At 60.2% G+C, this 26,076-nt stretch carries 24 protein-coding genes, 1 other RNA gene and 1 pseudogene; 15 read left to right on the top strand and 11 right to left on the bottom strand.

Annotation, left to right across the window (positions count from 1 at the left end; translation table 11 throughout):
* The first annotated feature begins 67 nt into the window (after positions 1-67).
* Positions 68-1,480, top strand: coding sequence for an FAD-binding oxidoreductase (locus QD336_RS07735; protein WP_499170099.1), 1,413 nt, complete (start codon positions 68-70; stop codon positions 1,478-1,480).
* A 91-nt stretch (positions 1,481-1,571) separates the two neighbouring features.
* Entirely contained in the window at positions 1,572-5,288 is a 3,717-nt protein-coding gene (locus QD336_RS07730; protein ID WP_499170098.1) for an AsmA family protein, read from the top strand.
* Positions 5,289-5,736: 448 nt separating this feature from the next.
* Here QD336_RS07730 and QD336_RS07725 read toward each other — a convergent pair whose 3' ends face one another.
* The 4 genes from QD336_RS07725 to ssrA form a co-directional block, all read right to left on the bottom strand.
* Positions 5,737-5,946, bottom strand: coding sequence for a ribbon-helix-helix domain-containing protein (locus QD336_RS07725; RefSeq protein WP_499170096.1), 210 nt, complete (start codon positions 5,944-5,946; stop codon positions 5,737-5,739).
* Positions 5,947-6,051: 105 nt separating this feature from the next.
* Positions 6,052-6,255, bottom strand: a complete 204-nt coding sequence (locus QD336_RS07720) for a DUF4169 family protein (RefSeq protein ID WP_499170094.1) — start codon at positions 6,253-6,255, stop codon at positions 6,052-6,054.
* A 39-nt stretch (positions 6,256-6,294) separates the two neighbouring features.
* Positions 6,295-6,801: an SspB family protein gene (locus QD336_RS07715; protein WP_269340732.1), complete on the bottom strand. Its 507-nt coding sequence runs from the start codon at positions 6,799-6,801 to the stop codon at positions 6,295-6,297.
* Between the two features lie 229 nt (positions 6,802-7,030).
* Positions 7,031-7,402: a transfer-messenger RNA gene (gene ssrA / locus QD336_RS07710) on the bottom strand.
* A 142-nt stretch (positions 7,403-7,544) separates the two neighbouring features.
* On the opposite strand from ssrA, the gene QD336_RS07705 reads away from it, so the two are divergent.
* The 7 genes from QD336_RS07705 (at position 7,545) to QD336_RS07675 (ending at position 14,124) form a co-directional block, all read left to right on the top strand.
* Complete coding sequence (locus QD336_RS07705) at positions 7,545-7,853, top strand: DUF2853 family protein (RefSeq protein WP_003522365.1); 309 nt, start codon at positions 7,545-7,547, stop codon at positions 7,851-7,853.
* Positions 7,854-8,042: 189 nt separating this feature from the next.
* Complete coding sequence (locus tag QD336_RS07700; protein ID WP_269340734.1) at positions 8,043-8,837, top strand: thymidylate synthase; 795 nt, start codon at positions 8,043-8,045, stop codon at positions 8,835-8,837.
* Positions 8,834-9,361 carry a dihydrofolate reductase gene (locus tag QD336_RS07695; RefSeq protein ID WP_499170093.1) on the top strand — a complete coding sequence of 176 codons (528 nt, stop codon included), beginning with the start codon at positions 8,834-8,836 and terminating at the stop codon, positions 9,359-9,361. Before QD336_RS07700 ends, QD336_RS07695 begins: the two co-directional genes overlap by 4 nt.
* 143 nt (positions 9,362-9,504) lie before the next feature.
* Positions 9,505-10,623: an FtsH protease activity modulator HflK gene (hflK, locus tag QD336_RS07690; RefSeq protein ID WP_269340737.1), complete on the top strand. Its 1,119-nt coding sequence runs from the start codon at positions 9,505-9,507 to the stop codon at positions 10,621-10,623.
* Position 10,624: 1 nt separating this feature from the next.
* Positions 10,625-11,548: a protease modulator HflC gene (gene hflC / locus QD336_RS07685; RefSeq protein WP_499170091.1), complete on the top strand. Its 924-nt coding sequence runs from the start codon at positions 10,625-10,627 to the stop codon at positions 11,546-11,548.
* Between the two features lie 193 nt (positions 11,549-11,741).
* Positions 11,742-13,286: a Do family serine endopeptidase gene (locus QD336_RS07680; RefSeq protein ID WP_499170089.1), complete on the top strand. Its 1,545-nt coding sequence runs from the start codon at positions 11,742-11,744 to the stop codon at positions 13,284-13,286.
* An 88-nt stretch (positions 13,287-13,374) separates the two neighbouring features.
* Positions 13,375-14,124 (top strand): SDR family oxidoreductase, encoded by a 750-nt coding sequence (locus QD336_RS07675; RefSeq protein ID WP_269340740.1) that lies wholly within the window; start codon positions 13,375-13,377, stop codon positions 14,122-14,124.
* Positions 14,125-14,149: 25 nt separating this feature from the next.
* Here QD336_RS07675 and QD336_RS07670 read toward each other — a convergent pair whose 3' ends face one another.
* Together QD336_RS07670 and serB are read right to left on the bottom strand one after the other, a co-directional pair.
* Positions 14,150-14,713 (bottom strand): GNAT family N-acetyltransferase, encoded by a 564-nt coding sequence (locus tag QD336_RS07670; protein ID WP_269340741.1) that lies wholly within the window; start codon positions 14,711-14,713, stop codon positions 14,150-14,152.
* Positions 14,710-15,600, bottom strand: coding sequence for a phosphoserine phosphatase SerB (serB, locus tag QD336_RS07665; protein ID WP_499170088.1), 891 nt, complete (start codon positions 15,598-15,600; stop codon positions 14,710-14,712). The genes QD336_RS07670 and serB overlap by 4 nt, the downstream gene beginning before the upstream one ends.
* Here serB and miaA point away from each other — a divergent pair.
* Positions 15,599-16,495: a tRNA (adenosine(37)-N6)-dimethylallyltransferase MiaA gene (gene miaA, locus QD336_RS07660; protein ID WP_499170087.1), complete on the top strand. Its 897-nt coding sequence runs from the start codon at positions 15,599-15,601 to the stop codon at positions 16,493-16,495. The genes serB and miaA overlap by 2 nt on opposite strands.
* Before the next feature lie 6 nt (positions 16,496-16,501).
* On the opposite strand, the gene QD336_RS07655 is transcribed toward miaA, so the two are convergent.
* The gene (locus tag QD336_RS07655; protein WP_499170085.1) at positions 16,502-18,523 is read right to left on the bottom strand and encodes an ATP-binding protein; all 2,022 of its coding nucleotides are present in this window, start codon (positions 18,521-18,523) and stop codon (positions 16,502-16,504) included.
* A gap of 382 nt (positions 18,524-18,905) precedes the next feature.
* Here QD336_RS07655 and QD336_RS07650 point away from each other — a divergent pair, with 382 nt between their 5' ends.
* From QD336_RS07650 to QD336_RS07635, 4 genes are all read left to right on the top strand, one after another.
* On the top strand, positions 18,906-20,699 hold the full coding sequence (locus tag QD336_RS07650) for an acetolactate synthase 3 large subunit (protein WP_499170084.1): 1,794 nt from the start codon (positions 18,906-18,908) through the stop codon (positions 20,697-20,699).
* 19 nt (positions 20,700-20,718) lie between these two features.
* Positions 20,719-21,291, top strand: a complete 573-nt coding sequence (ilvN, locus tag QD336_RS07645; protein ID WP_003507555.1) for an acetolactate synthase small subunit — start codon at positions 20,719-20,721, stop codon at positions 21,289-21,291.
* Positions 21,292-21,419: 128 nt separating this feature from the next.
* Positions 21,420-21,788 (top strand): ArsR/SmtB family transcription factor, encoded by a 369-nt coding sequence (locus QD336_RS07640; RefSeq protein WP_499170082.1) that lies wholly within the window; start codon positions 21,420-21,422, stop codon positions 21,786-21,788.
* Positions 21,781-22,314 carry an SRPBCC family protein gene (locus QD336_RS07635; protein ID WP_499170081.1) on the top strand — a complete coding sequence of 178 codons (534 nt, stop codon included), beginning with the start codon at positions 21,781-21,783 and terminating at the stop codon, positions 22,312-22,314. Before QD336_RS07640 ends, QD336_RS07635 begins: the two co-directional genes overlap by 8 nt.
* A 134-nt stretch (positions 22,315-22,448) precedes the next feature.
* Here QD336_RS07635 and QD336_RS07630 read toward each other — a convergent pair whose 3' ends face one another.
* Complete coding sequence (locus tag QD336_RS07630; protein WP_499170080.1) at positions 22,449-23,294, bottom strand: aldo/keto reductase; 846 nt, start codon at positions 23,292-23,294, stop codon at positions 22,449-22,451.
* Positions 23,295-23,458: 164 nt separating this feature from the next.
* On the opposite strand from QD336_RS07630, the pseudogene QD336_RS07625 reads away from it, so the two are divergent.
* Positions 23,459-24,050 (top strand): annotated as a pseudogene (locus QD336_RS07625) (LysE family translocator).
* 109 nt (positions 24,051-24,159) lie between these two features.
* On the opposite strand, the gene QD336_RS07620 reads toward QD336_RS07625, so the two are convergent.
* Genes QD336_RS07620 through QD336_RS07610 form a run of 3 tightly spaced genes read right to left on the bottom strand, consistent with a single transcriptional unit; the run spans position 24,160 to position 25,866 of the window.
* On the bottom strand, positions 24,160-24,948 hold the full coding sequence (locus tag QD336_RS07620) for an anti-sigma factor family protein (protein ID WP_269340758.1): 789 nt from the start codon (positions 24,946-24,948) through the stop codon (positions 24,160-24,162).
* A complete protein-coding gene (locus tag QD336_RS07615) occupies positions 24,945-25,502 on the bottom strand; it encodes an RNA polymerase sigma factor (protein ID WP_499170078.1) in 558 nt (185 codons plus the stop codon). Before QD336_RS07615 ends, QD336_RS07620 begins: the two co-directional genes overlap by 4 nt.
* A complete protein-coding gene (locus tag QD336_RS07610) occupies positions 25,486-25,866 on the bottom strand; it encodes a COG4315 family predicted lipoprotein (RefSeq protein ID WP_499170077.1) in 381 nt (126 codons plus the stop codon). Before QD336_RS07610 ends, QD336_RS07615 begins: the two co-directional genes overlap by 17 nt.
* Positions 25,867-26,076: the final 210 nt, after the last annotated feature.

Here is a 26,076-nt window from a genome sequence, read left to right as displayed (position 1 = left end):
TACCACCTGACGAAATTTCGCAACGGATCGAATCCGTTACGGGTGAATGTTGCGGTGGAGATGCATGATGGCGCTGAAAGATGTGGTGGCGGGTGAGCGGAACGAAGAGGGCATAGCCTCAGTGCTTGCCGTGCTGAAGCAGCAGCTTGGTGACAGGCTCCAGACCGGACAGGCGTTTCGCGAGCAGCACGGGCACACCACCACCTACCTGACCCTGCAGGCGCCTGATGGCGTTGTCTTTGCCGAAAGCGCCGATGATGTGAAAGCCGTGGTTAAGGCCTGCGCGCAGTACAGGGTGCCGGTCATTCCCTTCGGCACGGGGTCTTCGCTGGAAGGGCAGGTCAATGCGCCAAATGGCGGAATCTGCATCGATTTCAGCCGGATGAATCGCATCATTGAGGTGAATGCCGAAGATCTTGACGTGACGGTGGAGCCGGGCGTGACGCGCGAGGACCTCAATGTCTATCTGCGCGATACCGGCCTGTTCTTTCCGATCGATCCCGGCGCCAATGCCTCCATCGGCGGCATGGCCTCGACGCGGGCTTCCGGTACCAATGCCGTGCGTTACGGCACGATGAAGGACAATGTGCTGGCCGTTACCGCCGTTGTCGCCAATGGCGAGGAAATCCGCACGGCGCGGCGTGCCCGCAAGTCATCCGCCGGTTACGACCTGACCCGGCTTTTTGTCGGTGCCGAGGGTACGCTCGGCGTCATCACTTCGGTGACGTTGCGCCTGCAGGGCATTCCGGAAAAGATCGCCGGCGGCGTCTGCACCTTCGACAGTATCAAGGCGGCCTGCGATGCCGTGATCATGACGATCCAGATGGGCGTTCCGGTTGCCCGTATCGAATTGCTTGACGAGGTGCAGGTGCGCGCCTGCAACGCCTATTCCGGCCTGAACTACGCGGAAAAACCGACGCTCTTCGTGGAGTTTCACGGCACGGAGGAGACGGCGGCGCTGCAATCGCAGCAATTCGCCGAGATTGCGGCCGAATGCGGCGGCGTCGATTTTCGCTGGACGAGCGATGCGGCCGAGCGCAACAAGCTCTGGAAAGCGCGGCATGACGCCTATTGGGCCTCGCGCGCACTCGCCCCGCATCTCGACGGGCTTTCCACCGATGTCTGCGTGCCGATTTCGCGGCTTGCGGATTGCGTGGTGGAAACGCAGCGTGACATTCAGGAAAACGGCTTTCTTGCGCCGATCGTCGGCCATGCGGGCGACGGTAATTTCCATGTCCTTATCCTTTTCGACGGCAAGGATGCCGAAAGTGTCGCGAAAACCGAAGCCTTCGTCGCCCGTCTCAATCGCCGCGCCATCGCCATGGACGGCACCTGCACCGGCGAACATGGCATCGGCCAGGGCAAGATGAGTTTTCTGGCCGAAGAGGCGGGAAATGCGCTCGACGTGATGCGTGCCATCAAAACGTCGCTCGATCCGGATAACATCTTCAATCCGGGCAAATTGTTCCGTCTTGTCTGATCATTCTCATATTTGATTGGTACAAAAGGCTGCTTGCCGTTAAGGCAGAAAAGAATAGGTTTGCTGCGTTCGCGAAGGGAGATGCAGGTCAGTGCTCGGGCGTATTCTGGTTTTTCTGGGCGGACTGCTGGCCGTGGTGCTGTTTTCGGCGCTGCTCATTCCCTATTTTGTCGACTGGACGGATTTCCGACGCGATTTCGAGGACCAGGCCAGCCGCATTCTGGGCAAGAAGGTTGTGGTGCATGGCCGTGTCGAGGCACGTATCCTGCCTTTCCCGTCTGTGACGCTGCATGATGTGCGCGCCGGAACCGATGCGGATGGATCGCCGCTCATTCAGGTCGCCCGTTTTTCCATGGATGCCGAGCTTGCGCCGTTCCTTTCGGGCGAAGCGCGCATCTTCGACATGCGTATCGAGGAGCCCAAGGCCAAGATCCGGCTGCTGAAGGACGGCACGCTGGACTGGATGCGCGGCAGCCGCGCGGAAATTCCCGCCCGCACCGTGGTTCTGGAAAGCGTGCAGATCGAAGGCGGGCAGATCGAATTCATCGACGAGCAATCCGGTCGCAACCGTGTCGTGACGGGTCTCAATGCCGACATGTCCGCCAATTCGCTGGCCGGACCGTGGAAAGCGGAAGGGCGTGCTGCCGTCGACGGGCATCCGGGCTCATTCTCGCTCTCCAGCAGCGAGCCGGATTATGCCGCCGGTCGCATGGGGCTCCGGGTCCGCGTGGTGCCGGATGAACATCCGGTCGAGGTTGATCTCGATGGCGCGATTGCCGCGACAGCGGGAAAGCCCGCCTATAGCGGCTCCTTCTCTTTCAGTTTCCGTGAGGATGAAAAGCAGAAGCAGCAGGCCGGGCAATCGCTCTTTTCCTCGCCGCGCACCCGCGGCAGTTTCGAACTGACCAATGAAAGCGTGCGCATACCGAGCTACCGCATGGAACTCGGCGGCAGCGAAAATCCCTATGTCGTGACCGGCGAGGCAACGCTGGACACCGGCGCGAAGCCGGAATTCCTGCTGACGGCCGACGGCCAGCAGATCGATGTCGCCCGCTTCGCGCCGCCCGTCGTGCAGGCGGGCAAGACCTCGCGCCAGCCCACCGTCTCGGTGCGCCAGCGCATCGAAGCCTTCGCCGCCATGGTGGCCCGCATTCCCGTTCCGCCGGTGCCGGGCAAGGCAAGCATCAGCCTTCCCGCACTCGTTTCCGACGACACGACCATCCGCGATATCAGGCTGGATGTGCGCCCGGAGGGGACTGGCTGGCAGGTGGTGAATGCCGTGGCCACATTGCCCGGCAGGACGCAGCTCGAAGCCAAGGGATCGCTGACGCTGCTCGGCGGCCCCGCTTTCAACGGCAATCTGCTTCTCGCCTCCAATCAGCCCTCGGGTCTGGCGAACTGGCTTTCCGGTTCCGTCGATCCGGCGATCCGGCAACTCAATGCCGCCGGTTTTTCCGCCGATGTCTCGCTGACGACGCTCAACCAGCGTTTCGATAATCTGGAGCTTGCCATTGGCGACGCGTCGCTGAAGGGTGAGCTGGAGCGGCGCTCCGACGGCAAGACCTCCAATCTTTCCATCGATCTTGCCGGCAACGAAATCGATCTCGATGCGCTGAAGGCGCTCGGCAGCCTGGCGCTTGGTGATCAGGTCGGAAGTTCGGTCCTCGACCATCGCATCACCGCGAAATTCAAGGCCGACCGTTTCAACATGGCCGGGGTGACCGCCAATCACGTCGAGACCGCCTTCACCATGGCGGGCGGCATTCTCTCGCTTGAAAACATGACGGCTGGCGACATTGCCGGCGCGGAGGTGCGGGCGAGGGGGCAATTGCAGGGTTCATTGCTGAAATATGCCGGCAAGGGCACGGTGAACCTGCATGCGGCGGATATGCAGCCGTTCTTCACCATGCTGCAGCAGAAATTGCCGAACCATCCGTTCCTCGGCCGTCTGGCGGCGAGCGCGCCATGGTATGCCAATTCCGACCTTGCAGTGGATGTTTCGGTGAACAGCGAAAATGGCGGCGCCAATGTCGCCGTCTCCGGCACGGTCAATGGCAGCCGCCTGTCGGCCGTTGCCAAGATGCCGGATTTCCTGTCGATCACGGACGATACGGCCATGTCGCTGGAAGCGGTGCTGAAAAACCAGTCGACGGCCATCCTGTTCGGGCAGGCGGGGCTTGATCCGCTACCCTTCGATGCGGATGGCGAGGGGCTTTTATCCGTCAAGCTCAACGGCACGCTTGGTTCACCGGCCCAGACCGAACTCCGCTTTTCGACGGAACGCACGCATTTTTCGATGAATGGCTCCTTCGCCGTTTCGGCCGCCAATTTTGGCGAGGGCAGCGCCGATGTGGCGCTCGAAAGCGCGGATATCGAACCATATCTCATCATGAACGCCGTTGGCCTGCCGCAACTCGGCGGCGGCATGGCGTTGAAGGCCAATGCGAAAGTGGCGGTGGATGGGCAAAAGATCGCCCTTTCCTCCATAGGCGGGCAGGCGGGCGGCAATCCCTTCTCGGGCAATCTGACGTTCCAGCGTGCCGCGCCCTATCCCGTCGACGGCGATCTTGCGGTCAGAACGGTCGACCTCGCCTGGCTCGGGGATGCGATCTACGGCCCGGTGATCGATCCGGAAACCGGTGCGCTCAACGCCAAGCCTCTGGCCATGGCCGCTTTCCCGCAGCTCAAGGCTTCGCTTGCCTTGAAAGCGGAGAGCTTCGAGGCAGGCCCCTTCGGAACGGTTACGGGTGTTTCGGCCAGGGTCACGCATGATTCGGGCAGTCTCGCGCTGGATGATGTTGCCGGCACCTTCATGGGCGGTACGTTGACGGGGCGGCTTGCCATGTCCACCGGCGAAGGCGCCGGTATCTTCCGCACCAAGATCGCGGTGGCTGACGCCAATCCGGAGCCGATCCTGTGGGCGAATGCCAACGGGCCGGTTGCGACAGGCCGGGTCGCGATTGATCTCACGGCCGAATCGACCGGCAAAAGTGTCGGTGAAATGCTGAAATCTGCCGGTGGTTCGGGTGAAATCCGGGCAGCCGGGCTGGTGCTGAAGGGGCTCAATCCCGGTGCCCTGACGCCGGTGCTGCAGGCGGCGGATGGCTTGCAGCAGCCGATCGATGCACCCAAGGTGCGCCCGCTGGTCGACCAGAGCCTTTGGCAGGGTGAAATAGCGCTCGGCGATGTGGCGCTGCCGTTCTCGTTGAATGGCGGTGCGCTTCATTTCCAGAATTTGCGTGCGGGGATCGATCCGTTGACGCTGACCGCCGATGCGACGGTCGATCTTGCGGCCTCGACTGTGAATGGCGACCTCAATCTCCTGTTTAATCCCGGTACTGAAACGGTTGCCGGCGCTGAACCGTCGGTGCGTCTGAATTACAACGGTCCGCTTGCCGCGCCGGCTTTGACGACCGATGTTTCGGCGCTCAGCAATTACCTGTCGCTCCGGGCATTCGAAAAGGAACGCCGCCGGGTGGAGGCCATGCAGGCCAGCGTTCTTGAAAAGCAGCGCCTGCGCCGCGAAGTCGCGCTTTATCGCTCCCAGGCAGCCGAGCGGCAGGCCGAGAAGGAACGGGCCGAGGCGGAAGCCAAGGCCAAGGCCGAAGAAGAGGCACGATTGAAGGCTGCGGCCGAAGAGCGTCTGCGCCAGGAAAAGGAACAGCAGGAGCGGTTGCAGCAGCAACAACAGCAGGAACAGGGACAGCAGCCGGCACCCGAGCGGCAGTCCATGCCGGCCCTGGTGGTGCCGCCGACGGAAAACGCGATCCGGCAACTGGCGCCGGAAAACGCTCCGGCTCAGCAGTAACAAGGGCTGGGCGGAGGAGACCATTCTCGGCTTGCTGAAGGGTGGAACCATTCCCTGAATCCGGAATGGTTCGTTGCGTCCGATTGGCAGGTCACATCAAGAGCGAAGAGGTAATCCGTACTTTCAGCTCCGAAACACCTGCCCCCTATGGCGGATGCGGATCAGCACACATGTTGTGCGTTTCCCGGGCGGCAGAAGCCGCCGATCTGTCTCGTGACGGGTCGGGGAATGAGGGGGCCAAAATACTGGTTGAAAGCAAGGCTACGCAATACGGGAATGCCTTGCAGCGCAGATTAGGCCGCCAATGTTTAATGAATACTTTCACGGCGTTACGAGTTTTTGGCAGGAATATTTGTAGTCGCGGATGGCGGGGCGGGCGCGGGGCATCGCAGATTGCGATCGGTTGCGCATGGCAGCGGGATGATGTCGTGGGGTGTGCCGGCCAGTGTCAGCGGCTTTTCAGCCAGTTCAGCACATAAACCCGCAGGGATGAGGACAGATTGCTGTCGGCCGGGCGGTTGTCGTCAATTTCGGCCAGCAGGGCGGCGAAACTGATCTTGCGCCTTTCCGCGATGGTTTTCAGCTCGTCCCAGAACGCATCCTCCAGCGAAATGCTAGTGCGGTGGCCGTGCAGGGTCGCGGAGTGCTTGCGGATCATCAGACTGGTCTCCGGCTGGAAATCTCACGCATATTTCGCCGGCAAACCCCTGTTTTGCGATTCTCTTCAGGGTGCATCGGCAGCCTCACCCGGCGGGGCGGATCGTCAGTCGCCGTCGGTCCTGTCATCGCCTTTTTCGAGCCGTCCCTGATCGAGCGCTTTTTCGGCTTTTTCATTCAGGGCAGAGGTGAGGTTTTTTTCCGCCTTGGTGCGGCCGAAGGACAGGCGGTTCTGTTCCGCCTGTTTTTCTTTTTCGCTACGGGCTTTCTGTTTCCGAAACTGACGCAGATTGACGATATCGGCCGCCATGGGGATATGTCTCCTCGGGTCTTGCGGTCAGGCAGGCCGTTACTGCTTCTTGCGGAAGGCATCCAGCGAAACGACAGAGCCTTCCTTCTTTTCCTCGCCGGATTTGGGCGTCTCGGAAGCGGGCTTTGCTTCCTGGGAAACGGGGTAGGCGGTGATTTCGGCGTCTTCCAACTCTTCTTCGTCCGCCAGGGGCACATCGAACTCAAGTTCGAAATTGACGGAAGGATCGTAGAAACCGCGAATGGCGTTATAGGGAATAACCAGCTTTTCCGGCGTATCGGAGAAGGATAGGCCGATTTCGAAGCCGATTTCCGTCACCTTCAGATCCCAGAACTGATGCTGGATAACAATCGTCATCTGCTCGGCATATTTCGCCTTGAGGTGCTGGGAAATCCGCACGCCCGGTGCGCCGGTCAAAAAGGTAATGAAGAAGTGGTGGTCGCCGGGCAGGCGGCCGGTTGCGGCCACTTCACCCAAAACCTTGCGAATAACGCCGCGAAGGGCATCCTGTGCGAGAATGTCGTAACGGATATGATCCTGCCCCATGCGGTCCTGTCTTTCCCTTATTCGAACGTCTTTTCATGCACGGCGCGGCTTGCGCGCCAAGGACGCTGTAACACTTTGAATCTTCGCGCAATCCTCAAGCCGGGATCAATCCCGATGCCGATGCCTGCGCGTTGGCCAAGTATACGCAATGTCCCGAACGGCAGCAACGGAAAAGCCGACGCCGTCCGCAAGTCAGCTATCATATAATCAATTCAGGCAAAATGGAGAAGGTGGAGGTTTCTGTTGCCAGGTACCTCCGAACCCCGCCTTACGGGGCTAACCGTAAGGACTTTAGAGCGGAATTCCCGCACCGCCATTAGGCAGCGAGAGCATATTCCTTAGCGTTGTTGTCGTTTGCAACTACACTTGTGACCCGATAACGGCGGTATCATGCCGAGCAAAAGTTCGATCTTTACGCCCTTGTCGATCCTATTTCGCCCCCATCAAAAGCCGGCCTGTTTTGAAGAAGCCGCCGGTTTTTGGTGGAGGCGCCGGGTACCGCCCCCGGGTCCAATAGGTTTATTACACCGACCGTTTATCGCCATAGCCGGGTTGCCCCGGCAAGGCTCATATAGGCGTTTCGGCCGCCTGAGAAAAGGGGGGCGATGACAATTCCATGAAAAGGTTTCGTGATTGCGGCCCGCAATTTAGACTATTCTTGACGACGAGGGATTGCTGTCCCATTCTCCCTGCAACCGGTCACCAGAAGCAACACCGGGCCGGGGACACACGAAGGAGTGGACATGACCGACTATCTCGCAGATGTGAAGAAATACGATGCAGCAGCCGATGAAGCCGTTGTTGGCAAGATCGTCAAGCATCTCGGCATTGCCTTGCGCAACCGGGATTCATCGCTGGTGTCCGCTTCCGATCCGGAAGAGCTTGCACGTGTCAAGGCGAGCTGGTGCGGCAAGAAGCTCGGCGTGACCGATGGTACAGCCGATCAGGCGATCGACGCCGTCGCAAAAGCCATGGCCGCCGACCGCTCCAAGTCGCGCGTGACCTTTTATTATCTGGTCGCCAAGGAACTGGGTAAGCTCCAGTCGCTTTGATTTGAGCCGGGGATAGCCCGCAATAGGTGATTGGTTCTGCCGCCCTGTGCTATTATATTCCCTGAACTTCTGGAGCGTTGTGTATCCCTGCGGACGCGTAACGCTCCAGTTTCGTGAGGAAATTCATCGTGCTTTCCGAAAATCGATTCGGTTTTCGGGCCGGTGCTTTGAGAATCGGCGGCAGAACGCATGAAACAATATCTCGATCTTCTCCGGCATGTGATGGAAACCGGCTCCGACCGCGGAGACCGCACCGGCACCGGCACGCGCTCGGTCTTCGGTTACCAGATGCGTTTCGACCTTTCCGAAGGCTTTCCGGTTCTCACCACCAAGAAGCTGCATCTGCGCTCCATCATCCATGAGCTGCTGTGGTTCCTGAAGGGCGACACCAATATCGCCTATCTCAAGGAAAACGGCGTTTCCATCTGGGATGAATGGGCCGATGAGAACGGTAATCTCGGCCCGGTCTATGGTGCGCAATGGCGCTCCTGGCCGGCACCGGACGGCCGCCATATCGACCAGATCGCGCTTCTGATCGAGGCGCTCAAAACCAATCCCAATTCCCGCCGCCACATTGTTTCGGCCTGGAACCCGGCGCTGGTGGATGAGATGGCGCTGCCGCCGTGCCATTGCCTGTTCCAGTTCTATGTTTCGGACGGCAAGCTCTCCTGCCAGCTTTACCAGCGCTCGGCCGATATTTTCCTCGGCGTGCCCTTCAACATCGCCTCCTACGCGCTGCTGACGCTGATGGTGGCGCAGGTGGTGGGCCTGAAGCCCGGCGATTTCGTTCATACGCTGGGCGATGCGCATATCTATGCCAACCATTTCGAACAGGCGCGGCTGCAGATGACGCGCACGCCAAAGGCCCTGCCGACCATGCGCCTCAACCCGGATGTGAAGGACCTTTTTGCCTTTAAGTTCGAGGACTTTACGCTGGAAAACTACGAAGCCGATTCATCCATCAAGGCGCCGATCGCGGTATGAGCGGGCCACGCCTCACCCTCATCGTTGCGGTCTCTGAAAACGGCGTCATCGGCCGCGATCTCGACATGCCGTGGAAGCTCTCCACCGATCTGAAGCGCTTCAAGGCGGCAACGATGGGCAAGCCGCTCATCATGGGCCGCAAGACGTTTCTCTCCGTCGGCGAGCGCCCCCTTCCGGGTCGCCCGCATATCATCGTCAGCCGCAATCCCGACTACCGGCCCGAAGGCGTGGATGTCGTGTCGTCGCTGGACGAGGCCCTGAAGCTTGCAAAAACGAAGGCTGCGGAACTGGGCGTTGACGAGGTTTTCGTCGCCGGTGGCGGCGAGATTTACCGTCAGGCCATGCCCTTTGCCGATCAACTTTCCGTCACCCATGTGGCCGTAAAACTCGACGGCGACACTTTTTTCCCGGAAATTGATCCTGCCGTTTTTGAGAAAACCGAAGAAATCCCCGCTCCCGCAGGGGAAAAGGACAATTATCCGGTTCTGTTCACCACTTATGTGAGAAGAGCCGCGTCAAAGTGAACTATTTACCCTGATTGGGTATTTAGTTACCACCTCTGCGTTGAAACGGGCGCTTCTCCTTCCTATAACGGGTCGATATTCCCGCCGCACGCGAGCAATCGCTTTCGAACGGGACCGGGAGAGGCTTTTATAAAGAGGTATTGATGCCCTGGAGCAATCAGAATGGCGGCGGCGGCCCTTGGGGCGGCGGCGGTGGCGGAAACAACCAGGGCGGCGGTGGCGGCCCGTGGGGGCAGGGGCCTAACCGGCCTCGCGGCGGTGGCGGCGGCAATGGCGGCCCACCCGATCTGGAAGAGATCATCCGGCGCAGCCAGGACCGTTTCAAGAATGTGCTGCCCGGCGGCTTCAATGGCGGCGCGGTTGCCATCGTGGTTCTCGTCGTACTGGTTTTCCTCGGCATCCAGTCCATCTATACCGTCCAGCCGGACGAGCGCGGCGTCGAGCTGCGTTTCGGCCGCCCGAAGGACGAAATCTCGATGCCCGGCCTGCATTTCCATCTGTGGCCGATCGAGACGGTTGAAATCGTCAAGGTTACCGAGCAGCAGCAGAATATCGGCTCGCGCGCTTCGTCCTCTTCTTCGAGCGGCGTGATGCTGACGGGCGACCAGAACATCGTCAACGTGCAGTTCTCGGTGCTCTATACGGTTTCCGATCCGAAATCCTATCTCTTCAACGTCGACAGTCCGGCAGAAACCCTGCAGCAGGTTTCCGAAAGCGCCATGCGCGAAGTCGTCGGCCGTCGTCCGGCGCAGGATATCTTCCGCGATAACCGTCAGGCGATTGCGGCGGATGTGCGCGCCATCATTCAGTCCACCATGGACGGTTATGGCGCCGGCATTTCCATCAACGCCGTGGCCATCGAAGATGCGGCACCGCCGCGCGAAGTGGCCGACGCCTTCGACGAAGTGCAGCGTGCTGAACAGGACGAAGACCGATTCGTTCAGGAAGCCAACCAATACGCCAACCAGAAGCTCGGTGCCGCCCGCGGTCAGGCCGCGCAGATCCTCGAAGAAGCGAACGCCTACAAGTCGCGCGTCGTCAACGAGGCACAGGGTGAGGCGCAGCGCTTCATCTCCATCTATGACCAGTATCGCACGGCGCCGGATGTGACCCGTCAGCGCATGTTCCTGGAAACGATGGAGCAGGTTCTGAAGGGTTCCAACAAGATCATCATCGATGAGAAACAGGGCGTGGTGCCTTATCTGCCTCTGAACGAGATCATGCGCAACAATCCGGGCGCAGCACAGCAGGGAGGCAACTGATATGAACAACCGTCTTACGGCCGTTCTCATCGGTCTCGCCCTCGTGTTTTTCTTCGCCTATTCCTCGATTTTCGTCGTCAACGAGCGCCAGCAGGCCATCGTCGTCCGCTTCGGTGAAATCCAGGATGTGAAAACCGCGCCGGGCCTCTATTTCAAGCTGCCCTTCGCCTTCATGGATGCCGACCGGGTCCAATATATCGAGAACCGGGCGCTGCGCTTCGATCACGACAATATTCGTGTTCAGGTGTCCGGCGGCAAGTTCTATGAGGTCGATGCCTTCGTGGTCTATCGCATCACGGATGCACGCCGCTTCCGGCAGACGGTCTCCGGTGACCAGATGTCGGCGGAATCGCGCCTGCGCACCCGTCTCGACGCATCGCTGCGCCGGGTCTACGGTCTGCGCGGCTTCGAATCGGCGCTTTCGGATGCGCGTGCATCGATGATGCAGGAAGTGCGTGACGATCTGCGTCCCGATGCGGAATCGCTCGGCATCAGCATCGTTGACGTCCGTATCCGCCGCACCGACCTCACGCAGGAAGTCTCGCAGCAGACCTTCGAACGCATGAAGTCGGAACGTCTGGCCGAGGCCGAACTGATCCGTGCCCGCGGTAACGAAGAGGCACAGCGCCGCCGCGCCATCGCCGACCGTCAGGTCGTGGAACTGGAATCCGACGCCCGCCGTCAGTCCGAAGTTCTGCGCGGTGAAGGCGATGCCGAACGTAACAAGGTGTTCGGTGAGGCTTTCCAGCGTGATCCGAACTTCTTCGAGTTCTATCGCTCCATGTCTGCTTATGCCAATGCGCTGAACGGCAACGGCACGACGCTGGTCCTGTCCCCGGATTCGACCTTCTTCCGTTATTTCAACAATATCGACGGCGCGGCCCCCGCCGCTCCCGCCGCGCCTAAGCCGGCGCCGGCGAACTGATAACGGATCGAATGATTTTGAAGGGGCCGGTTTTTACCGGCCCTTTCTTTTTACTCCGTTTTCGTGCCAAAGCTTCAGCAATGGATGAGCGCCCGCCCGCCTGTTCACGAAAAGGTATTTTTACACTTCATCATTCCGCCTTATGCTTTGACGATATATGCAGGGCATGACGATTTGAAACGCGAGGACGCTTATGGCCGTGACCCTTCTTTCGCCTTTTCGCAGCAGCATTGCCGCAGTTGCGGGCATTGCGCTTGTGGCGGGCAGCCTTTCGGCGCCGGTTGCGGCAAGAGCGCAGAGCCATGGGCCGGAATCGGTGGCCGATCTTGCCGAGCCGCTTCTTGATGCGGTGGTGAATATTTCGACGTCGCAGAACGTCAAGACGGAGGGCAAGGGCCCGGTTCCGCCGAAGCTGCCGGAAGGCTCGCCCTTCCAGGAATTTTTCAAGGATTATTTCGACAGCCAGAAGCCGGAAGGTGGCGAAAAGGTCAATTCGCTCGGGTCAGGTTTCGTGATCGATCCGGCCGGTTATGTCGTGACCAACAACCACGTCATTGAGGGTGCCGACGCCATCGAGGTGATTTTCCCGAATGGCTCGAAGCTCAAGGCGACGCTGGTTGGCACCGATACGAAGACCGACCTTTCCGTCCTGAAGGTGGAGCCGAAAACGCCGCTGAAGGCCGTCAAGTTCGGCGATTCGCGCAGCATGCGCATCGGCGACTGGGTGATGGCGATCGGTAACCCCTTCGGGCTCGGCGGCTCGCTGACCGTCGGTGTCATTTCCGCGCGCGGACGCAATATCAATGCCGGCCCCTACGACAATTTCATCCAGACGGATGCGGCCATCAACAAGGGCAACTCCGGCGGCCCGCTCTTCAACATGAAGGGCGAGGTGATCGGCATCAATACGGCGATCATTTCGCCGAGCGGTGGTTCGATCGGTATCGGTTTTGCCGTGCCGACGGAGCTTGCCCAGAATATCGTGCAGCAGCTCATCGAATTTGGTGAGACCCGTCGCGGCTGGCTCGGCGTTCGTGTCCAGCCCGTCACCGATGACGTAGCCGCGAGCCTCGGCATGGACAGCGCCAAGGGTGCGCTGATCTCCGGCGTGGCGAAGGGCGGCCCGGTGGAGAACGGCCCGATCCAGGCCGGCGATGTCGTGTTGAAATTCGACGGCAAGGATATTCACGAAATGCGCGACCTCTTGCGCATCGTGGCGGAAAGCCCGGTCGGCAAGGAAGTCGATGTGGTCGTCTATCGCGATGGCAAGGAAGAGACCGTGAAGGTCAAGCTCGGCCAATTGCAGGATACGACCGACGAAAAGGCCTCGACCGAGGATCAGCAAAGCGAAGACGGCGATGGTGGCGTGGTCGCCCCTGAAGACAATGACGGTGGCGACGATCAGGCGCAGGACCAGACGCCGGAAGTGCGCGAAGCGCCGCAGAGCGTGCTCGGCATGAACCTCGTGGTGCTGAGCAATGAGCTGCGCGCGGAAAAAGGCATTGCCGAAAGCGTGGAAGGCGTGCTGGTCGCAAGCGTCGATACCGGTTCTCCCGCCGAACAGAAGGGCATGAAGGCCGGCGACGTCATCGTTGAGGTCGGGCAGGATTTCATGGAAGTTCCCGGCGACGTGCTGGTGCGTGTGAACGGCCTGAAATCCGAAGGCCGCAAGAATGCGCATATGATGGTGGCGGATGCCCAGGGCAATCTGCGCGTGGTGGCGCTGCCGCTGGAATAAATGCTTTTCGCCCGATCCGTCAGGAATCGGGTGGTCGCGGCCCCGTTAGCTCTTTATCCTTTGGTCTCCAGCAAAGGAGGCCAAGGATATGAAATTACTCGAAAACAAGGTTGCCATCATCACCGGCGCGTCATCCGGCATCGGCCGGGCGACGGCGATGCTGTTTGCCGCTCAAGGCGCGGCAGTCGTCATCAATGCGCGTGGCGAAAAGGCGCTGCAGGAGGTTGCGGCAGATATTCGCGAGGCGGGTGGCCGTGTCCACACGGTTGTGGGCGATGCCATTGTGGCGGAAACCCATTCCCGGTTGGCGGATGCGGCCGTGAGCGTTTTCGGTGGCCTTGATATCGCCGTCAACAATGCCGGTGCGGTGGGGGCCATGAAGCCGCTGGCGGAGATTTCGCCCGAGGAATGGGAGCATGTGCTCACCGCCAATCTCACCTCCGCTTTTCTTGGCGCACGTTGCCAGATCCCGCCGATGCTGACGCGGGGTGGCGGTTCCATTGTCTTTACGTCAAGCTTTGTTGGCACCAGCGTCGGCATACCGGGCATGGCGGCTTATGGAACGGCGAAAGCGGCGCTGATGGGGCTGGTGAAAGGCATTACCGCCGATTATGCCGTCAGCGGTATTCGCGCAAATGCGCTTCTGCCTGGCGGGGTCGATACTCCCATGGCCGGAGATGCGGCCCAGAAGGAATGGGCCGCCGGCCTGCATGCGATGAAACGCATCGCTGAGCCGGAGGAAATTGCGCAGGCAGCGCTTTTTCTCGCCAGCCCGATGGCGAGCTTCGTGGCCGGTGCCGCATTGTTTGCCGATGGTGGCAATGCCGCGGTGAAATGACTTTCGGAACTGGCGGGCAGGCGTCTTATCGCGCCCGCCATTCCTCCAGCGTCAGCGCATAGGTGACGTGTGGCCGCAGATGCGGGTGCGTCTCTTCCGGCACGCGCGGATGGTCGAAATCACGGGAAGGGTCACGCTTCAGGCCGATGCGTTCCATCACCGCCGTCGAACGGTGGTTGTTGTGGACGGCGAAGGAGACGATCTCCGGCGTCTCCTTTTCATCGAAAGCCATGACGAGCAGCGATTGCGCGGCCTCGGTGACATAGCCATGCCCCCAGAAGCGGGTGGCAAGCCGCCAGCCGATTTCCATGGTGCCGATCGGGAAGGGCGGATCGAGGTTCAAGACGGGCGATATGCCGCAGAACCCCATGACTTCGCCGGTCTCGCGCAGTTCCATGGCATAAAAGCCGTAACCGCTGCCGCGGATCATGCCATTGATGGTTTCCAGCACCGCATCCGCTTCCGCATGGCTGCGGCGGAAGGGGAAAAATTCCATGACCTTCTCGTCCGCATTGATTTCGCGGAACAGGTCGCGGTCGCTCTCCTTCCACTCGCGCAGAATGAGCCTCTGTGTTTCGCGGATGATCATGGAGTGACAAAATCCGTCTTGCGGTAGCCCTGAATGTAAAGAAGCGCGGTCAGGTCGCCATGGTCGATGCGCATCTGTGCTTCTGCGGCCACGGCCGGCTTGGCGTGAAGGGCAACACCGGCACCGGCCAGATGCAGCATGCCGAGATCGTTGGCGCCATCGCCCACTGCCATTGCCTCTTCCGGCGAAATGCCGAGCGTTGTGGCGATGTCGTTCAGCGCGTCCACCTTGGCCTGTTTGCCGAGGATGGGTTCGGCAACGGTTCCGTCAAGCGCGCCATTGGCTTCGCCGAGCAGATTGGCGCGGTTCTCATCAAAACCGAGCATCGCAGCGACACGGCCGGTGAAGACGGTGAAACCGCCGGAGACGAGGGCCGTGTAATAACCCTTTGCCTTCATGGTGGCGATCAGCTCCTTGCCACCTGGTGTGAGGGTGATGCGCTTTTCGATGACGTCATCAATGACGGAGACCGGCAGGCCCTTCAGCAGCGCCACGCGCTCGCGCAGAGCCGGCTCAAAAGCGATCTCGCCATTCATGGCGCGGGCGGTGATGGCGGAGACCTTGTCCTTCAGCCCGACTTCGGCGGCCAGCTCATCGATGCATTCCTGGCCGATCATGGTCGAATCCATGTCGGCGATCAGCAGCTTCTTGCGCCGCTGGTCCTGTTCCTGAATGACGATATCGATGGGTTGGCCGGCAAGCGTGGCTACAATCGCGCTGCGTGCCTGTTCGGCTGCGGTGCCGGAGGGCAGGGAGATATCGCAGGCTATGCCATCGGCCAGCCAATAAAGGCCCGATGCATTGACGGCCTTTGCGGCGGCTTCGCCGAGGGCCGGTGTCAGAACAGGATTTGACGGATTGGCGATAAGCGTGGCAACGAGAGCCATGATGAAAAACCTTGATCAGAATTTTGATGCGATCCTGATAACCGGCCCGACGGCAAGCGGCAAGTCCGCGCTTGCGCTTCGTCTGGCGAGGGAGCGGAACGGTGTCGTCATCAATGCCGACAGCATGCAGGTTTACGACACGCTGCGGGTACTGACCGCCCGGCCTTCCGAGGACGAAATGCAGGGTGTGCCGCACTGTCTTTATGGCCACGTGCCGGCCAGCAGCGCCTATTCAACCGGCGAATGGCTGCGGGATATTTCCAGCCTGCTTTCGAAACTGCGCGGTGAGGGGCGTTTCCCGGTCATCGTTGGCGGCACGGGGCTTTATTTCAAGGCGCTGACCGGTGGCCTTTCCGACATGCCCGCCATTCCCGATGACATCCGCGAGGGGCTGCGCGCCCGGCTGATCGAAGAGGGGGCGGCAAAGCTGCGTGCCGAATTGGTGAACCGCGATCCGTCCATGGCGGAGACGCTGCAGCCGGGAGATGGCCAGCGTATCGTGCGGGCGCTGGAAGTGCTCGAGGCGACGGGAAAATCGATCCGCGATTTCCAGCGTGCCAGCGGCCCGGTGATCGTCGATCCCGAGCGGGCGCAGAAATTTGTCGTGCTGCCGGAGAGGCCGGTGCTGCATGACCGTATCAACCGCCGCTTCGAAGCGATGATAGAAAGCGGTGCGGTGGAGGAGGTGCAGGCGCTTCTCGCGCTCAATCTAGCACCCGATGCAACGGCGATGAAGGCGATCGGCGTTGCCCAGATCGCCGACATGCTGGCCGGACGCATGAGCGAGGCGGAGGTGATCGAAAGATCGGCGGCCGCGACCCGTCAATATGCCAAACGGCAGATGACCTGGTTCCGCAACCAGATGGGCGACGACTGGACGCGTATCCAGCCGTAAATGGGCTCAATCCTTGCGGTAGAGGCTGCCGAGCGGCTTCTTCAGCAGGCTTTCGCGCAGCGAAGGGCGTGTCTCGCCAGATGGCGGGCCATTCTGCGCCTGCATCTGGAAACCGGCCCTGCGCAATTCGTTGACGGCGCCGGAGGCGGTGTCGGTTGGCGCCGGGTTTGGTGAGGCGGAGAGTGCGCGTCCGGGCAGCATGTCCGGCCGGTAGGGTTCATAGCCCTCCGTTGCGCCCGTGCCCGGCTCCCGACCCAGTTCCCGCTTCCAGCTGTCGATCTCCTCCGTCGCCCGGCCTGGGGCTGCCGGCTCCGGCAGATCGGAAAAGGCCGCCTCGACGCTCTGCTGGAAGCCGGTGATGACCGGCTTGGCTGCGGCGCGCATGCGGGTGACGATGCTGTTCAGGTCGACCGTATCGGGTGTTTCATGGTTCGCGTGGCTGGCGGTGCCGCTTGCCTTCGGCAATTTGACCGTAGGCACGCGGTCGAAACGCATGCGCATCGGCACGTTCACGGCCTCGCCGAAAGCGATGGCTTCGCCATTGCCGATGGACGAGAGAAAACTCGTGGTCGAGGTCGATGCGTTCGGCACGGCGGAGAGAATGATCTTCTGGTCGATCTCGTTCGAGAGCCGCATGGCAAACACGGTCGAGCATTGCGAGAGGATCGTCTGGTCCAACTCGCTGGGGCGTTGGCTGATGACGCCGAGTGAAATGCCGTATTTGCGGCCTTCCTTGGCGATCTGGGCAATGGATTGCCGGGTGGGGAAAAAGCCGCGCTCCGGGTCGGCCGGGACATAACGATGCGCTTCTTCGCAGACGACGAGCATATGCAGCGAGCCGCGCGCCAGCACCGCCAGTTCGAAGGACATGCGGCAGAGCACCGAGACCACCGAATTCACCACTTCGGAGGGGATGCCGGAGAGCTGGAAAACCGAAATCGGCTTGCCATCCCCCGGGATGCGGAAGATATGCGCGACCGTCTCCAGAATATTGTCGTTGATCGTATTGCTGGAGAACATGAAATTATAGCGCGTATCGTTGATGGCCGAGAGAATGCGGCCTTTCAGCGTGCGCAATGCGGGTTTTTCACCGCGCCCTTCCAGTCGGCCGATACGCTCGTCAATGAGGGCGAGAAGATCGGCCATGCGGTATGGCACAGGCGTATCCGGCGTGATCGCACTCTTGTCTGAGGTGCGGCGAACGGCGGAACCTTCCGTGCCGCGAAATGCCTTTTTCGCTTCCGGAACGAGATCGCGAAGAACATCCATTTCTTCCGGCGCCGGCTTGCGGCCGCGGAAAATGACTTCTGCGAACTCCTCGAGACGCATTAGCCAGAAGGGAAGGTCGAGCGTATCGGTATCGATGACGACGGAATGATCTGGAAAGGCGGCGGCGAATTCATTGTGCGGATCAAGAATAAGGACACGCAGCTTCGGATCGGTCTCGATCGCCTTGTTCAGCAGCAGCGAAACGGCGGTGGTCTTGCCGACGCCGGTCGAGCCGACGACGGCGAAATGTTTGGCGAGCATCTGCGGAATGCTGATGCTGGCGTTGATGGTTTCGTCCTGTGTCAGCTTCCCGACGACGCAGGCATCGCGCTTGCCGCTGTCGTAAATCTTCACGAGGTCGCCGGTGCGGATGCGATGCGCCACCGCGCCGAGATAGGGGTAACGGGAGATGCCGGTGGAAAAGCGTTCACTGCCGTCTTCGGTACGATAGACCTCACCCACGAGTTCAACGTCGATCAGCAGCCTGTTCGGCTTGTCCGCTGCCCAATGGTCCTCGCCGGTACGCATGGAAAAGACCAGTGCGGCGACACGGCTTGTACCCATCTCGATGGAAATCAGGCGTCCGACGGACCAGAGCTGCGACACATCGGTGGAGCCGGGTTCCGTTTCGGCGGCAATGGTGGCGTGCGCGCCGTTACAGGCGATGACGCGGCCCAGCATTCGGTTCGCCGGCTGCTGGCTGGCGCGCCGTTCGTTTTCGTCCGTGCGGGACGCATTATGAAGCGGGTCGTTATTCACATTTTTTCCCGGTACTTGCAGATGATCGCGGTGGTTCGGGCAGCTTCTGCGGCTGCCATGTTAAAAGATTATGCTTAACAACATGTGTACTGAGTGCGTTCGAAAATTTCGCCGAAACGCCCTTTCGAGTAATAAAAGAAGGCCGGGCGGATTTTTTCCTGCAATATGCGTTGACGGCTGGGGCTTTTGTAGCTAACACTCCGGCCCATGAAAAATCTTAACGTACTTATCGTGGTGGGACGGCGCATGGGCAGGATGGTGTAACCATCCGGCGAAAGCACCCATGCGCTGAACGAGGCTCCTCTAGGGGCCTTTTTTTATGTCTTCAAACAGGCCCTCGGGCTCCTCGATATCCAAAGCCAAAGCGGGATGGAAACAGGCAATGACGGATAAGGACAATACGGAAAACAGCAATCGCATGACAGGTGCGGAGATCGTTCTGCAGGCGCTGAAGGACAATGGCGTCGAGCACATCTTCGGTTATCCGGGCGGTGCCGTACTTCCGATCTATGACGAGATTTTCCAGCAGGAAGACATCCAGCACATTCTCGTGCGCCATGAGCAGGGCGCCGGCCACGCGGCTGAAGGTTATGCCCGCTCCACCGGCAAGGTCGGCGTGATGCTCGTCACCTCCGGTCCCGGCGCGACGAATGCGGTCACCCCGCTGCAGGATGCGCTGATGGATTCCATTCCGCTCGTCTGCCTGTCCGGCCAGGTTCCGACATCGCTGATCGGTTCCGACGCGTTCCAGGAATGTGACACCGTCGGCATCACACGCCCCTGCACCAAGCACAACTGGCTGGTCAAGGACGTCAACGAGCTGGCCGGCATCATCCATGAGGCCTTCCGTATTGCGCAGACCGGCCGTCCCGGTCCCGTCGTCGTTGATATTCCGAAGGACATCCAGTTCGCCACCGGTACCTACACGCCGCCTTCCGCTGCCATCCAGCAGAAGAGCTACAAGCCGAAGGTCCAGGGCGATCTCAACGCGATTCACGCCGCCATCGAGCTGATGTCGAAGGCGAAAAAGCCCGTCTTCTATACCGGCGGCGGCGTTATCAATTCCGGCCCGGAGGCAACCCGCCTGCTGCGCGAACTGGTCGAGCTGACCGGCTTCCCGATCACTTCGACGCTGATGGGTCTGGGCGCCTATCCGGCTTTGGGCAAGAACTGGCTCGGCATGCTGGGCATGCACGGTTCTTACGAAGCCAATATGACGATGCATGATTGCGATGTCATGGTCTGCGTCGGCGCGCGTTTCGACGACCGTATTACCGGTCGCATCAATGCGTTTTCGCCGAATTCCAAGAAGATCCACATCGACATCGACCCGTCCTCGATCAACAAGACCGTTCGTGTCGACGTTCCTGTTATCGGTGATGTCAGCCATGTTCTGGAAGATATGGTTCGCCTGTGGCGCGCTCTGCCGAAGAAGCCGGAAAAAGCACAGACGGCCGACTGGTGGTTGCAGATCGAGCGCTGGCGCGCCCGTAATTCCTTCGCCTACAAGAACTCCAACGATGTCATCATGCCGCAATATGCATTGCAGCGGCTTTATGAGGCCTCGAAGGGACGCGACACCTACATCACCACCGAAGTTGGCCAGCACCAGATGTGGGCGGCGCAGTTCTTTGGCTTCGAGGAGCCGAACCACTGGATGACCTCGGGTGGCCTCGGCACCATGGGTTATGGCCTGCCGGCAGCGATCGGCGTGCAGGTTGCGCATCCGGAAGCACTGGTCATCGACATTGCCGGTGATGCCTCGATCCAGATGTGCATCCAGGAAATGTCCTGCGCCATCCAGTACGGTCTGCCGGTGAAGATCTTCATCCTCAACAACCAGTATATGGGCATGGTGCGGCAGTGGCAGCAGCTGCTGCACGGCAACCGCCTGTCCAACTCCTATACGGAAGCCATGCCCGACTTCGTCAAGCTGGCGGAAGCCTATGGCGCGGTCGGCATGTATTGCGACGATCCGAAGGAACTGGACGACAAAATCGCCGAGATGATCGCCGTCAACAAGCCGGTCATCTTCGATTGCCGTGTCGCCAATCTTGCCAATTGCTTCCCGATGATCCCGTCTGGTAAAGCCCATAACGAGATGCTGTTGCCGGATGAGGCGACGGATGAAGCTGTTGCCAACGCCATTGACGCCAAGGGCCGTCAGCTAGTCTGAGCCGGGAGAGGAAAAGGACATGAACGCACACCTACAACCCACCGGCTCGGCCTATTTCATCCAGAAGGAAACGGCTGCCGTTGAAAATCACACGCTGTCGGTTCTCGTCAGCAACGAACCGGGCGTTCTCGCCCGGGTCATCGGCCTGTTTTCCGGCCGTGGCTACAACATCGAAAGCCTGACGGTTTCGGAAACTGAACATGAGGCGCATCTGTCGCGCATCACCATCGTGACGCGCGGCACGCCGATCGTGCTGGAGCAGATCAAGGCGCAGCTGGAACGTATCGTGCCCGTGCACCGGGTTCTCGATCTCACCGTTCGCGCCCGCGAACTGGGGCAGGAGCGGCCGATCGAGCGCGAAGTGGCGCTCATCAAGGTTGCCGGAACGGGCGAAGTCCGCGCCGAAGCGCTGCGCCTTGCCGATGCGTTTCAGGCCAAGGTGGTGGATGCGACGGTGGAGCATTTCATCTTCGAGATCACCGGCAAGTCATCCAAGATCGACCAGTTCGTGGCGATCATCAAACCGCTCGGCCTGATCGAAATCTGCCGCACGGGCATTGCCGCCATGAACCGCGGTTCGCAGGGGATGTAATCTCCGCCTCCAAAGCGTAACCTTCAATAAAGCCCGCGGTTCGCCGCGGGTTTTTTTATGGAATCCACCTGGGATCAATATTCAACCATATGGTTGACATTCCGCGACGGCGAGTTATATTCAACAACATGGTTGAATTATCCGTTTCACATCTCGACACCGTCTTTCATGCCCTTGGTGACGCAACGCGACGCACGATGCTGCGTGATCTTTCCCGTGGCGAACGCACGGTGAGCCAGTTGGCTCAACCCTTCGACATATCGCTTGCCGCGGCCTCGAAACACATCAAGGCGCTGGAAAATGCGGGGCTTATCCACCGTGAGGTGAGGGGGCGAACCCATGTCTGCCGCCTTGCGCCGGAGCCGTTGGCAGAGGCGCATGAATGGCTGGATTTCTACCGGCGGTTCTGGGGCAATCGCCTCGATATTCTTGAGCAGATGCTCAGGGAGGAAGATCAGGGAAAAATCCCTGCAGATGGAGGAAATGACAATGGCTGATATCGCAATGCCTGACACCTATGGCCGTCTCGTCGAGCCCACGACCCTGAAGATCGAGCGGCTGTTGCCCGGACCGATCGAGCGGGTCTGGGCCTATCTGACCCAAAGCGAGCTTCGCCGCCGCTGGCTGGCTTCCGGCGAAATGCGGCTTGCGCCCGATGCGCCCTTCGAACTGGTCTGGCGCAACGACGAGCTTTCCGATCCGCCGGGCCATCGCCCGGAAGGTTTTTCCGAAGAACACCGGATGGCCTCGCGCATCATCACCGTTATTCCGCCGCATCGGCTCGTCTTCACCTGGGGCGAGGGGGCGGAGGTGTCGATCGAGCTTCAGGCTCTAGGCAAGGAAGTGCTTCTGACGCTCATTCACCGCCGGCTGGCCGAGCGGACAACCAGGCTCAATGTCAGCGCCGGCTGGCACGTGCATCTCGATATTCTTGCTGCCCGCCTTCAGGAAAAGGAACCGGGACCTTTCTGGGATACATGGCTGGCGCTGAAGGAGGAATACGAGCCCCGCATACCGTCATGAAACCGCCACTGGCTATCTGACCGACGGCGCGGCTTGCCGCGCCGTTATCGTGATTCCGATGGCGGTCGTTTCTCACATTCGGATTCAACCGCTTCAGCGCCTGATTCCGAAATGTCTCTTAACGTCCTGTTCCGTCAGAGCATTTCCAAAGCCGTCTTGCGCGTCGGCGGCGGGAAGGCGACGTCGAGGGCGGTCCAGTCTTCCTCGGTTATTTCAAGATCGGTGGCGCCGCGATTTTCCTCGATACGGGATACGCTGGCGGATTTCGGAATGGCGATGACTCCATCTCTGTCCAAAAGAAAGGCCAGAGCCAGCTGCGCCGGGGTTGCCTGATAGGCCTTGGCGATGCGGATGAGTTCGTGGTTCTTCAGGATACGACCCTGCTCGATGGGGGAATAGGCCATTAGCGGCACGCCGTGCTCCTGGCACCAGGGCAGAAGGGAAAATTCCGGTCCGCGCCGGGAGAGGTTATAAAGCACCTGATTGGCGGCGCAGTTTTTACCTTCGGGAACGGCGAAAAGCTCCTCCATGTCGTCAGTATCGAAATTGGAGACACCCCAGTTGCCGATCTTGCCGTCGCTCTTCAGCCTTTCGAAGGCAGCCACGGTTTCCGCAAGCGGGTGCTCGCCACGCCAGTGCAACAGATAGAGATCGATATGGTCGGTGCCGAGCCGTGCAAGGCTGCGCTCGCAGGCCTCCGCCGTGCCTCTCGCGCCGGCATTCCACGGATAGACCTTGCTGACCAGAAACACCTCGTCGCGGCGGCCGGCGATTGCCGTGCCGACCACCTCTTCCGAGCGGCCATCGGCATACATTTCCGCCGTGTCGATCAATGTCATGCCGAGATCGATCGCCTTGCGGATGCTTTCAACCTCATGGCTCGCCGATGATCTCGTCTCGCCCATGTTCCAGGTGCCAAGGCCGAGGGCTGGCACCTCTTTTCCGGAGGGCAGGGTGACGGAAGGAATATCCTCATGCATGGTTTTGCTCCAGCGATTGTCGATTGGACAATAGTCCTTTGTGCCGACTTCTCAAACCCACGGTGGAAACGATTGATCCATCAAAAAATTTGACCTCGCCCATCGGTGCGTCGGGATGGTTCGATGGCCGGGCGGCGGATAGGGTTTGTGCTCAAGGAGAGATCATGACCATCGAAACCTTCGCCGCGCTGGTGCTGTTTGCCTTCACCACCTCCATCACGCCCGGCCCCAACAATATGATGCTGTTTGCTTCCGGTGTGAATTTCGGTTTCCGCCGCACCATCCCGCATATGCTGGGCATTGGCGTCGGGTTTCTGTCGCTGCTGATCGGGGTGGGGTTTGGCCTTGGTGCATTGCTGCATTCCGTGCCTGCGCTTTATACGGGGCTGAAATTCGCGGGTGGGCTCTATCTCGTCTGGATTGCTTGGAAGATCGCGACGTCGCGCAGCCTCGGCGAAGGTTCGGCCGCATCCGAGCCGATGAGTTTCCTTGCCGCTGCCGCCTTTCAATGGGTCAATCCCAAGGCCTGGGTGATGGCGGTGACGGCGATGGCGACCTATACGGATGAGGCAATATTTCCTCACCGTTCTCGTCGTCGGCCTGGCCTTTGCCGCCGTCAATCTTCCCAGCGTTTCCACCTGGGCGGGCTTCGGCTCCGCCCTTCGGGATTGGCTGTCGGTACCCGTCCGGCTCAAATGGTTCAACATCAGCATGGCCGTGCTGCTGGTCATCAGCCTCTGGCCCATGCTGAAGTAGGCGTTCTCTTTCCCTCATTCCAGTGACGAGCGCAGGAATGGGGAAAGAGATAGGTGGCTACGAAAAATCCTTGCCCGTGCATCGTGGTCATACTTTTCAGTCCGACACTCTATGTCGGAAACTGCCGGTAACATTCTTCGGCGATTGCCTGCACTTCGTCCCGCGTCAGTTCGGCGGAAACGGCATAACCCAGTTCGTTGTCGATCCAGTAGAAGGTCTCGATGCCGTCGGCGCTCGCCATGCGGAAGCTGGTGGTGCGGTTTTCCTCGTTATGGCCGATCAGCACCGTCACCCGGCGACCGGTCTTGTCCTGATACATCAGCATCGCGCCCGGCTTGCCACTGACGGGAATGAGCCGACCGCCGACGAGGTCATATCCGATCTTCGAGAGATCAGGGATGGCGAAGGGATAACCCAGCCGCTTGCCGAGCCATGTCGCAAGATGCTGCTGTTCGCCGGCGCCGACTTCGACGGGATGGCGCACCTCGCTTGCATAGATGAGATAGGCGGATTTCGCCTGTGCGGGAATATCCGTTGTCAGTGATGCCAGGGTCACGTCCTGCGGCGTGGAAAAGGACGTGGGCAGCAGCCTGCCGGCTGCACCGCCCGCAACGAAGATCAGCAAGGCCGCCGCCGTTTGCAGGAGAGCCGGTTTCAGCCGCCATGTGCGATCCCTCTTCTGCGGGCCGAGCATCGATGCGTCATGGGGATGCGCGGCGGCATAGGAGGCAAAGGCATTACGCAGAATGTCAGCCTGTTTTTTCCAGGCCTCCACCCGGCTCTGGTCTTCCGGTCTTTCAGCCAGCCAGGCCTCGACAGCCGCGCGATCATCGTCGGAGAGAAGCCCGTCGACATAGGCGTGCAGATCGTCTTCGGTTATGGCATCGGGCCGTTTCATCGTGGTCTCCGCAGGGGTATGATATTGTCCGCCGCCAGATGCTGGCGAAGGGTTTCGCGGGCGCGGGACAGTCTGGACATGACGGTACCGAGCGGGATCGACAAGGTCGCGGCCGCCTCCTGATAGCTGTAACCTTCCACCGTCACCAGCATCAGCACCGCCCGCATATCCGGTGAAAGAAGTGCCAGCGCACCGTGCAGCCGGTCGTTCTCCAGCGTATCGGAGAGCGTATCCGTGACGGCGATGGTCTCATGGCCGTCGAGGCTTTCGGACGGATGACGTTTCTCGGCGCGGTGGCGGTTGCGATAAAGATTCGTCATTATCGTGTAAGCCCATGTTTTCAAACCCGTTCCGCGCCATTGCCTTTTATTGGCAAGTGCCTTCTCCACGCAGTCCTGCAGAAGGTCCTCGCCATCGGCGTCGGAGCGGGAAAGGCTGCGGGAATAACGGCGCAGCATGGGTATCAGCGCCAGCATCTCCGCTTCGAAGCTGCCGGCTGCGGGGGAATGGCTCCCCCGCTTGTCGTCATTCATGCCATCATGGTTTTGCGGCATCCCATACACCGTTCACGCCGTCGCCGGTGGCATCGCCCTTCTTGGTATCCTTGACCCAATAATAGAGCGGCATGCCGTCCTTCGCCCACTGCATCTTGCCGTCCTTGCGCTTCACGAGGGAATAGGCGCCCTCGGCCTTGTCACTGGCGGCTGCGAAAAACGGCGGCCAGTTCACCGCGCATTTGTCGTAACAATTGGATACGCCCTTCTTGTCGTTCTTGAAAGTGTAGAGCGTCATGCCTTTTTCGCCCGCCAGCACATCGCCTTTGTCAGTCTTGACCGTTTCGACCGCAGGCGCGGCATAGGCCGTTCCGGCAAACGCCAGAACGAGGGCGGGAACGATAAAGCGGATCTTCATGGACATATCCTCCTTGGTTCGGGCGGGCTCAAGCCGCCAACACATCAAGAGACACCGTTGCCCGGTGATTTATTCCCGTCTCGACAGAAAAAATGGCGCTTTATCCCGGTGGCGCTTTCGAGACCTGTAACGGCGAGAATGGCGCGCCATTCGGCCCGCATATCAGCGGCTGATTTCCGATCCTCCACTCACCCCGTCCCTGACCGCCGTCATGCA

Source organism: Rhizobium sp. BR 250, assembly GCF_047445855.1.
In the GTDB taxonomy this organism is placed as follows: domain Bacteria; phylum Pseudomonadota; class Alphaproteobacteria; order Rhizobiales; family Rhizobiaceae; genus Agrobacterium; species Agrobacterium tumefaciens_I.
The sequence above is the reverse complement of the archived record's forward strand: the minus strand, read 5'-3'. Positions and strand labels throughout refer to the sequence as shown.

Excerpts from the sequence above, each read along its gene's own strand:
- QD336_RS07670 (WP_269340741.1), bottom strand. The coding sequence starts at position 14,713 with ATGATCATCCGCGAAACACAGAGGCTCATTCTGCGCGAGTGGAAGGAG.
- QD336_RS07650 (WP_499170084.1), top strand. The coding sequence starts at position 18,906 with ATGACGGATAAGGACAATACGGAAAACAGCAATCGCATGACAGGTGCG.
- miaA (WP_499170087.1), top strand. The coding sequence starts at position 15,599 with ATGATGAAAAACCTTGATCAGAATTTTGATGCGATCCTGATAACCGGC.
- QD336_RS07675 (WP_269340740.1), top strand. The coding sequence starts at position 13,375 with ATGAAATTACTCGAAAACAAGGTTGCCATCATCACCGGCGCGTCATCC.
- QD336_RS07705 (WP_003522365.1), top strand. The coding sequence starts at position 7,545 with ATGACCGACTATCTCGCAGATGTGAAGAAATACGATGCAGCAGCCGAT.
- hflK (WP_269340737.1), top strand. The coding sequence starts at position 9,505 with ATGCCCTGGAGCAATCAGAATGGCGGCGGCGGCCCTTGGGGCGGCGGC.
- ilvN (WP_003507555.1), top strand. The coding sequence starts at position 20,719 with ATGAACGCACACCTACAACCCACCGGCTCGGCCTATTTCATCCAGAAG.
- QD336_RS07615 (WP_499170078.1), bottom strand. The coding sequence starts at position 25,502 with ATGCCGCAAAACCATGATGGCATGAATGACGACAAGCGGGGGAGCCAT.
- QD336_RS07610 (WP_499170077.1), bottom strand. The coding sequence starts at position 25,866 with ATGTCCATGAAGATCCGCTTTATCGTTCCCGCCCTCGTTCTGGCGTTT.
- QD336_RS07720 (WP_499170094.1), bottom strand. The coding sequence starts at position 6,255 with ATGGCGGCCGATATCGTCAATCTGCGTCAGTTTCGGAAACAGAAAGCC.
- QD336_RS07715 (WP_269340732.1), bottom strand. The coding sequence starts at position 6,801 with ATGGGGCAGGATCATATCCGTTACGACATTCTCGCACAGGATGCCCTT.
- QD336_RS07640 (WP_499170082.1), top strand. The coding sequence starts at position 21,420 with ATGGTTGAATTATCCGTTTCACATCTCGACACCGTCTTTCATGCCCTT.
- serB (WP_499170088.1), bottom strand. The coding sequence starts at position 15,600 with ATGGCTCTCGTTGCCACGCTTATCGCCAATCCGTCAAATCCTGTTCTG.
- QD336_RS07700 (WP_269340734.1), top strand. The coding sequence starts at position 8,043 with ATGAAACAATATCTCGATCTTCTCCGGCATGTGATGGAAACCGGCTCC.
- QD336_RS07725 (WP_499170096.1), bottom strand. The coding sequence starts at position 5,946 with ATGATCCGCAAGCACTCCGCGACCCTGCACGGCCACCGCACTAGCATT.
- QD336_RS07630 (WP_499170080.1), bottom strand. The coding sequence starts at position 23,294 with ATGCATGAGGATATTCCTTCCGTCACCCTGCCCTCCGGAAAAGAGGTG.
- QD336_RS07695 (WP_499170093.1), top strand. The coding sequence starts at position 8,834 with ATGAGCGGGCCACGCCTCACCCTCATCGTTGCGGTCTCTGAAAACGGC.
- QD336_RS07680 (WP_499170089.1), top strand. The coding sequence starts at position 11,742 with ATGGCCGTGACCCTTCTTTCGCCTTTTCGCAGCAGCATTGCCGCAGTT.
- hflC (WP_499170091.1), top strand. The coding sequence starts at position 10,625 with ATGAACAACCGTCTTACGGCCGTTCTCATCGGTCTCGCCCTCGTGTTT.
- QD336_RS07620 (WP_269340758.1), bottom strand. The coding sequence starts at position 24,948 with ATGAAACGGCCCGATGCCATAACCGAAGACGATCTGCACGCCTATGTC.
- QD336_RS07635 (WP_499170081.1), top strand. The coding sequence starts at position 21,781 with ATGGCTGATATCGCAATGCCTGACACCTATGGCCGTCTCGTCGAGCCC.
- QD336_RS07735 (WP_499170099.1), top strand. The coding sequence starts at position 68 with ATGGCGCTGAAAGATGTGGTGGCGGGTGAGCGGAACGAAGAGGGCATA.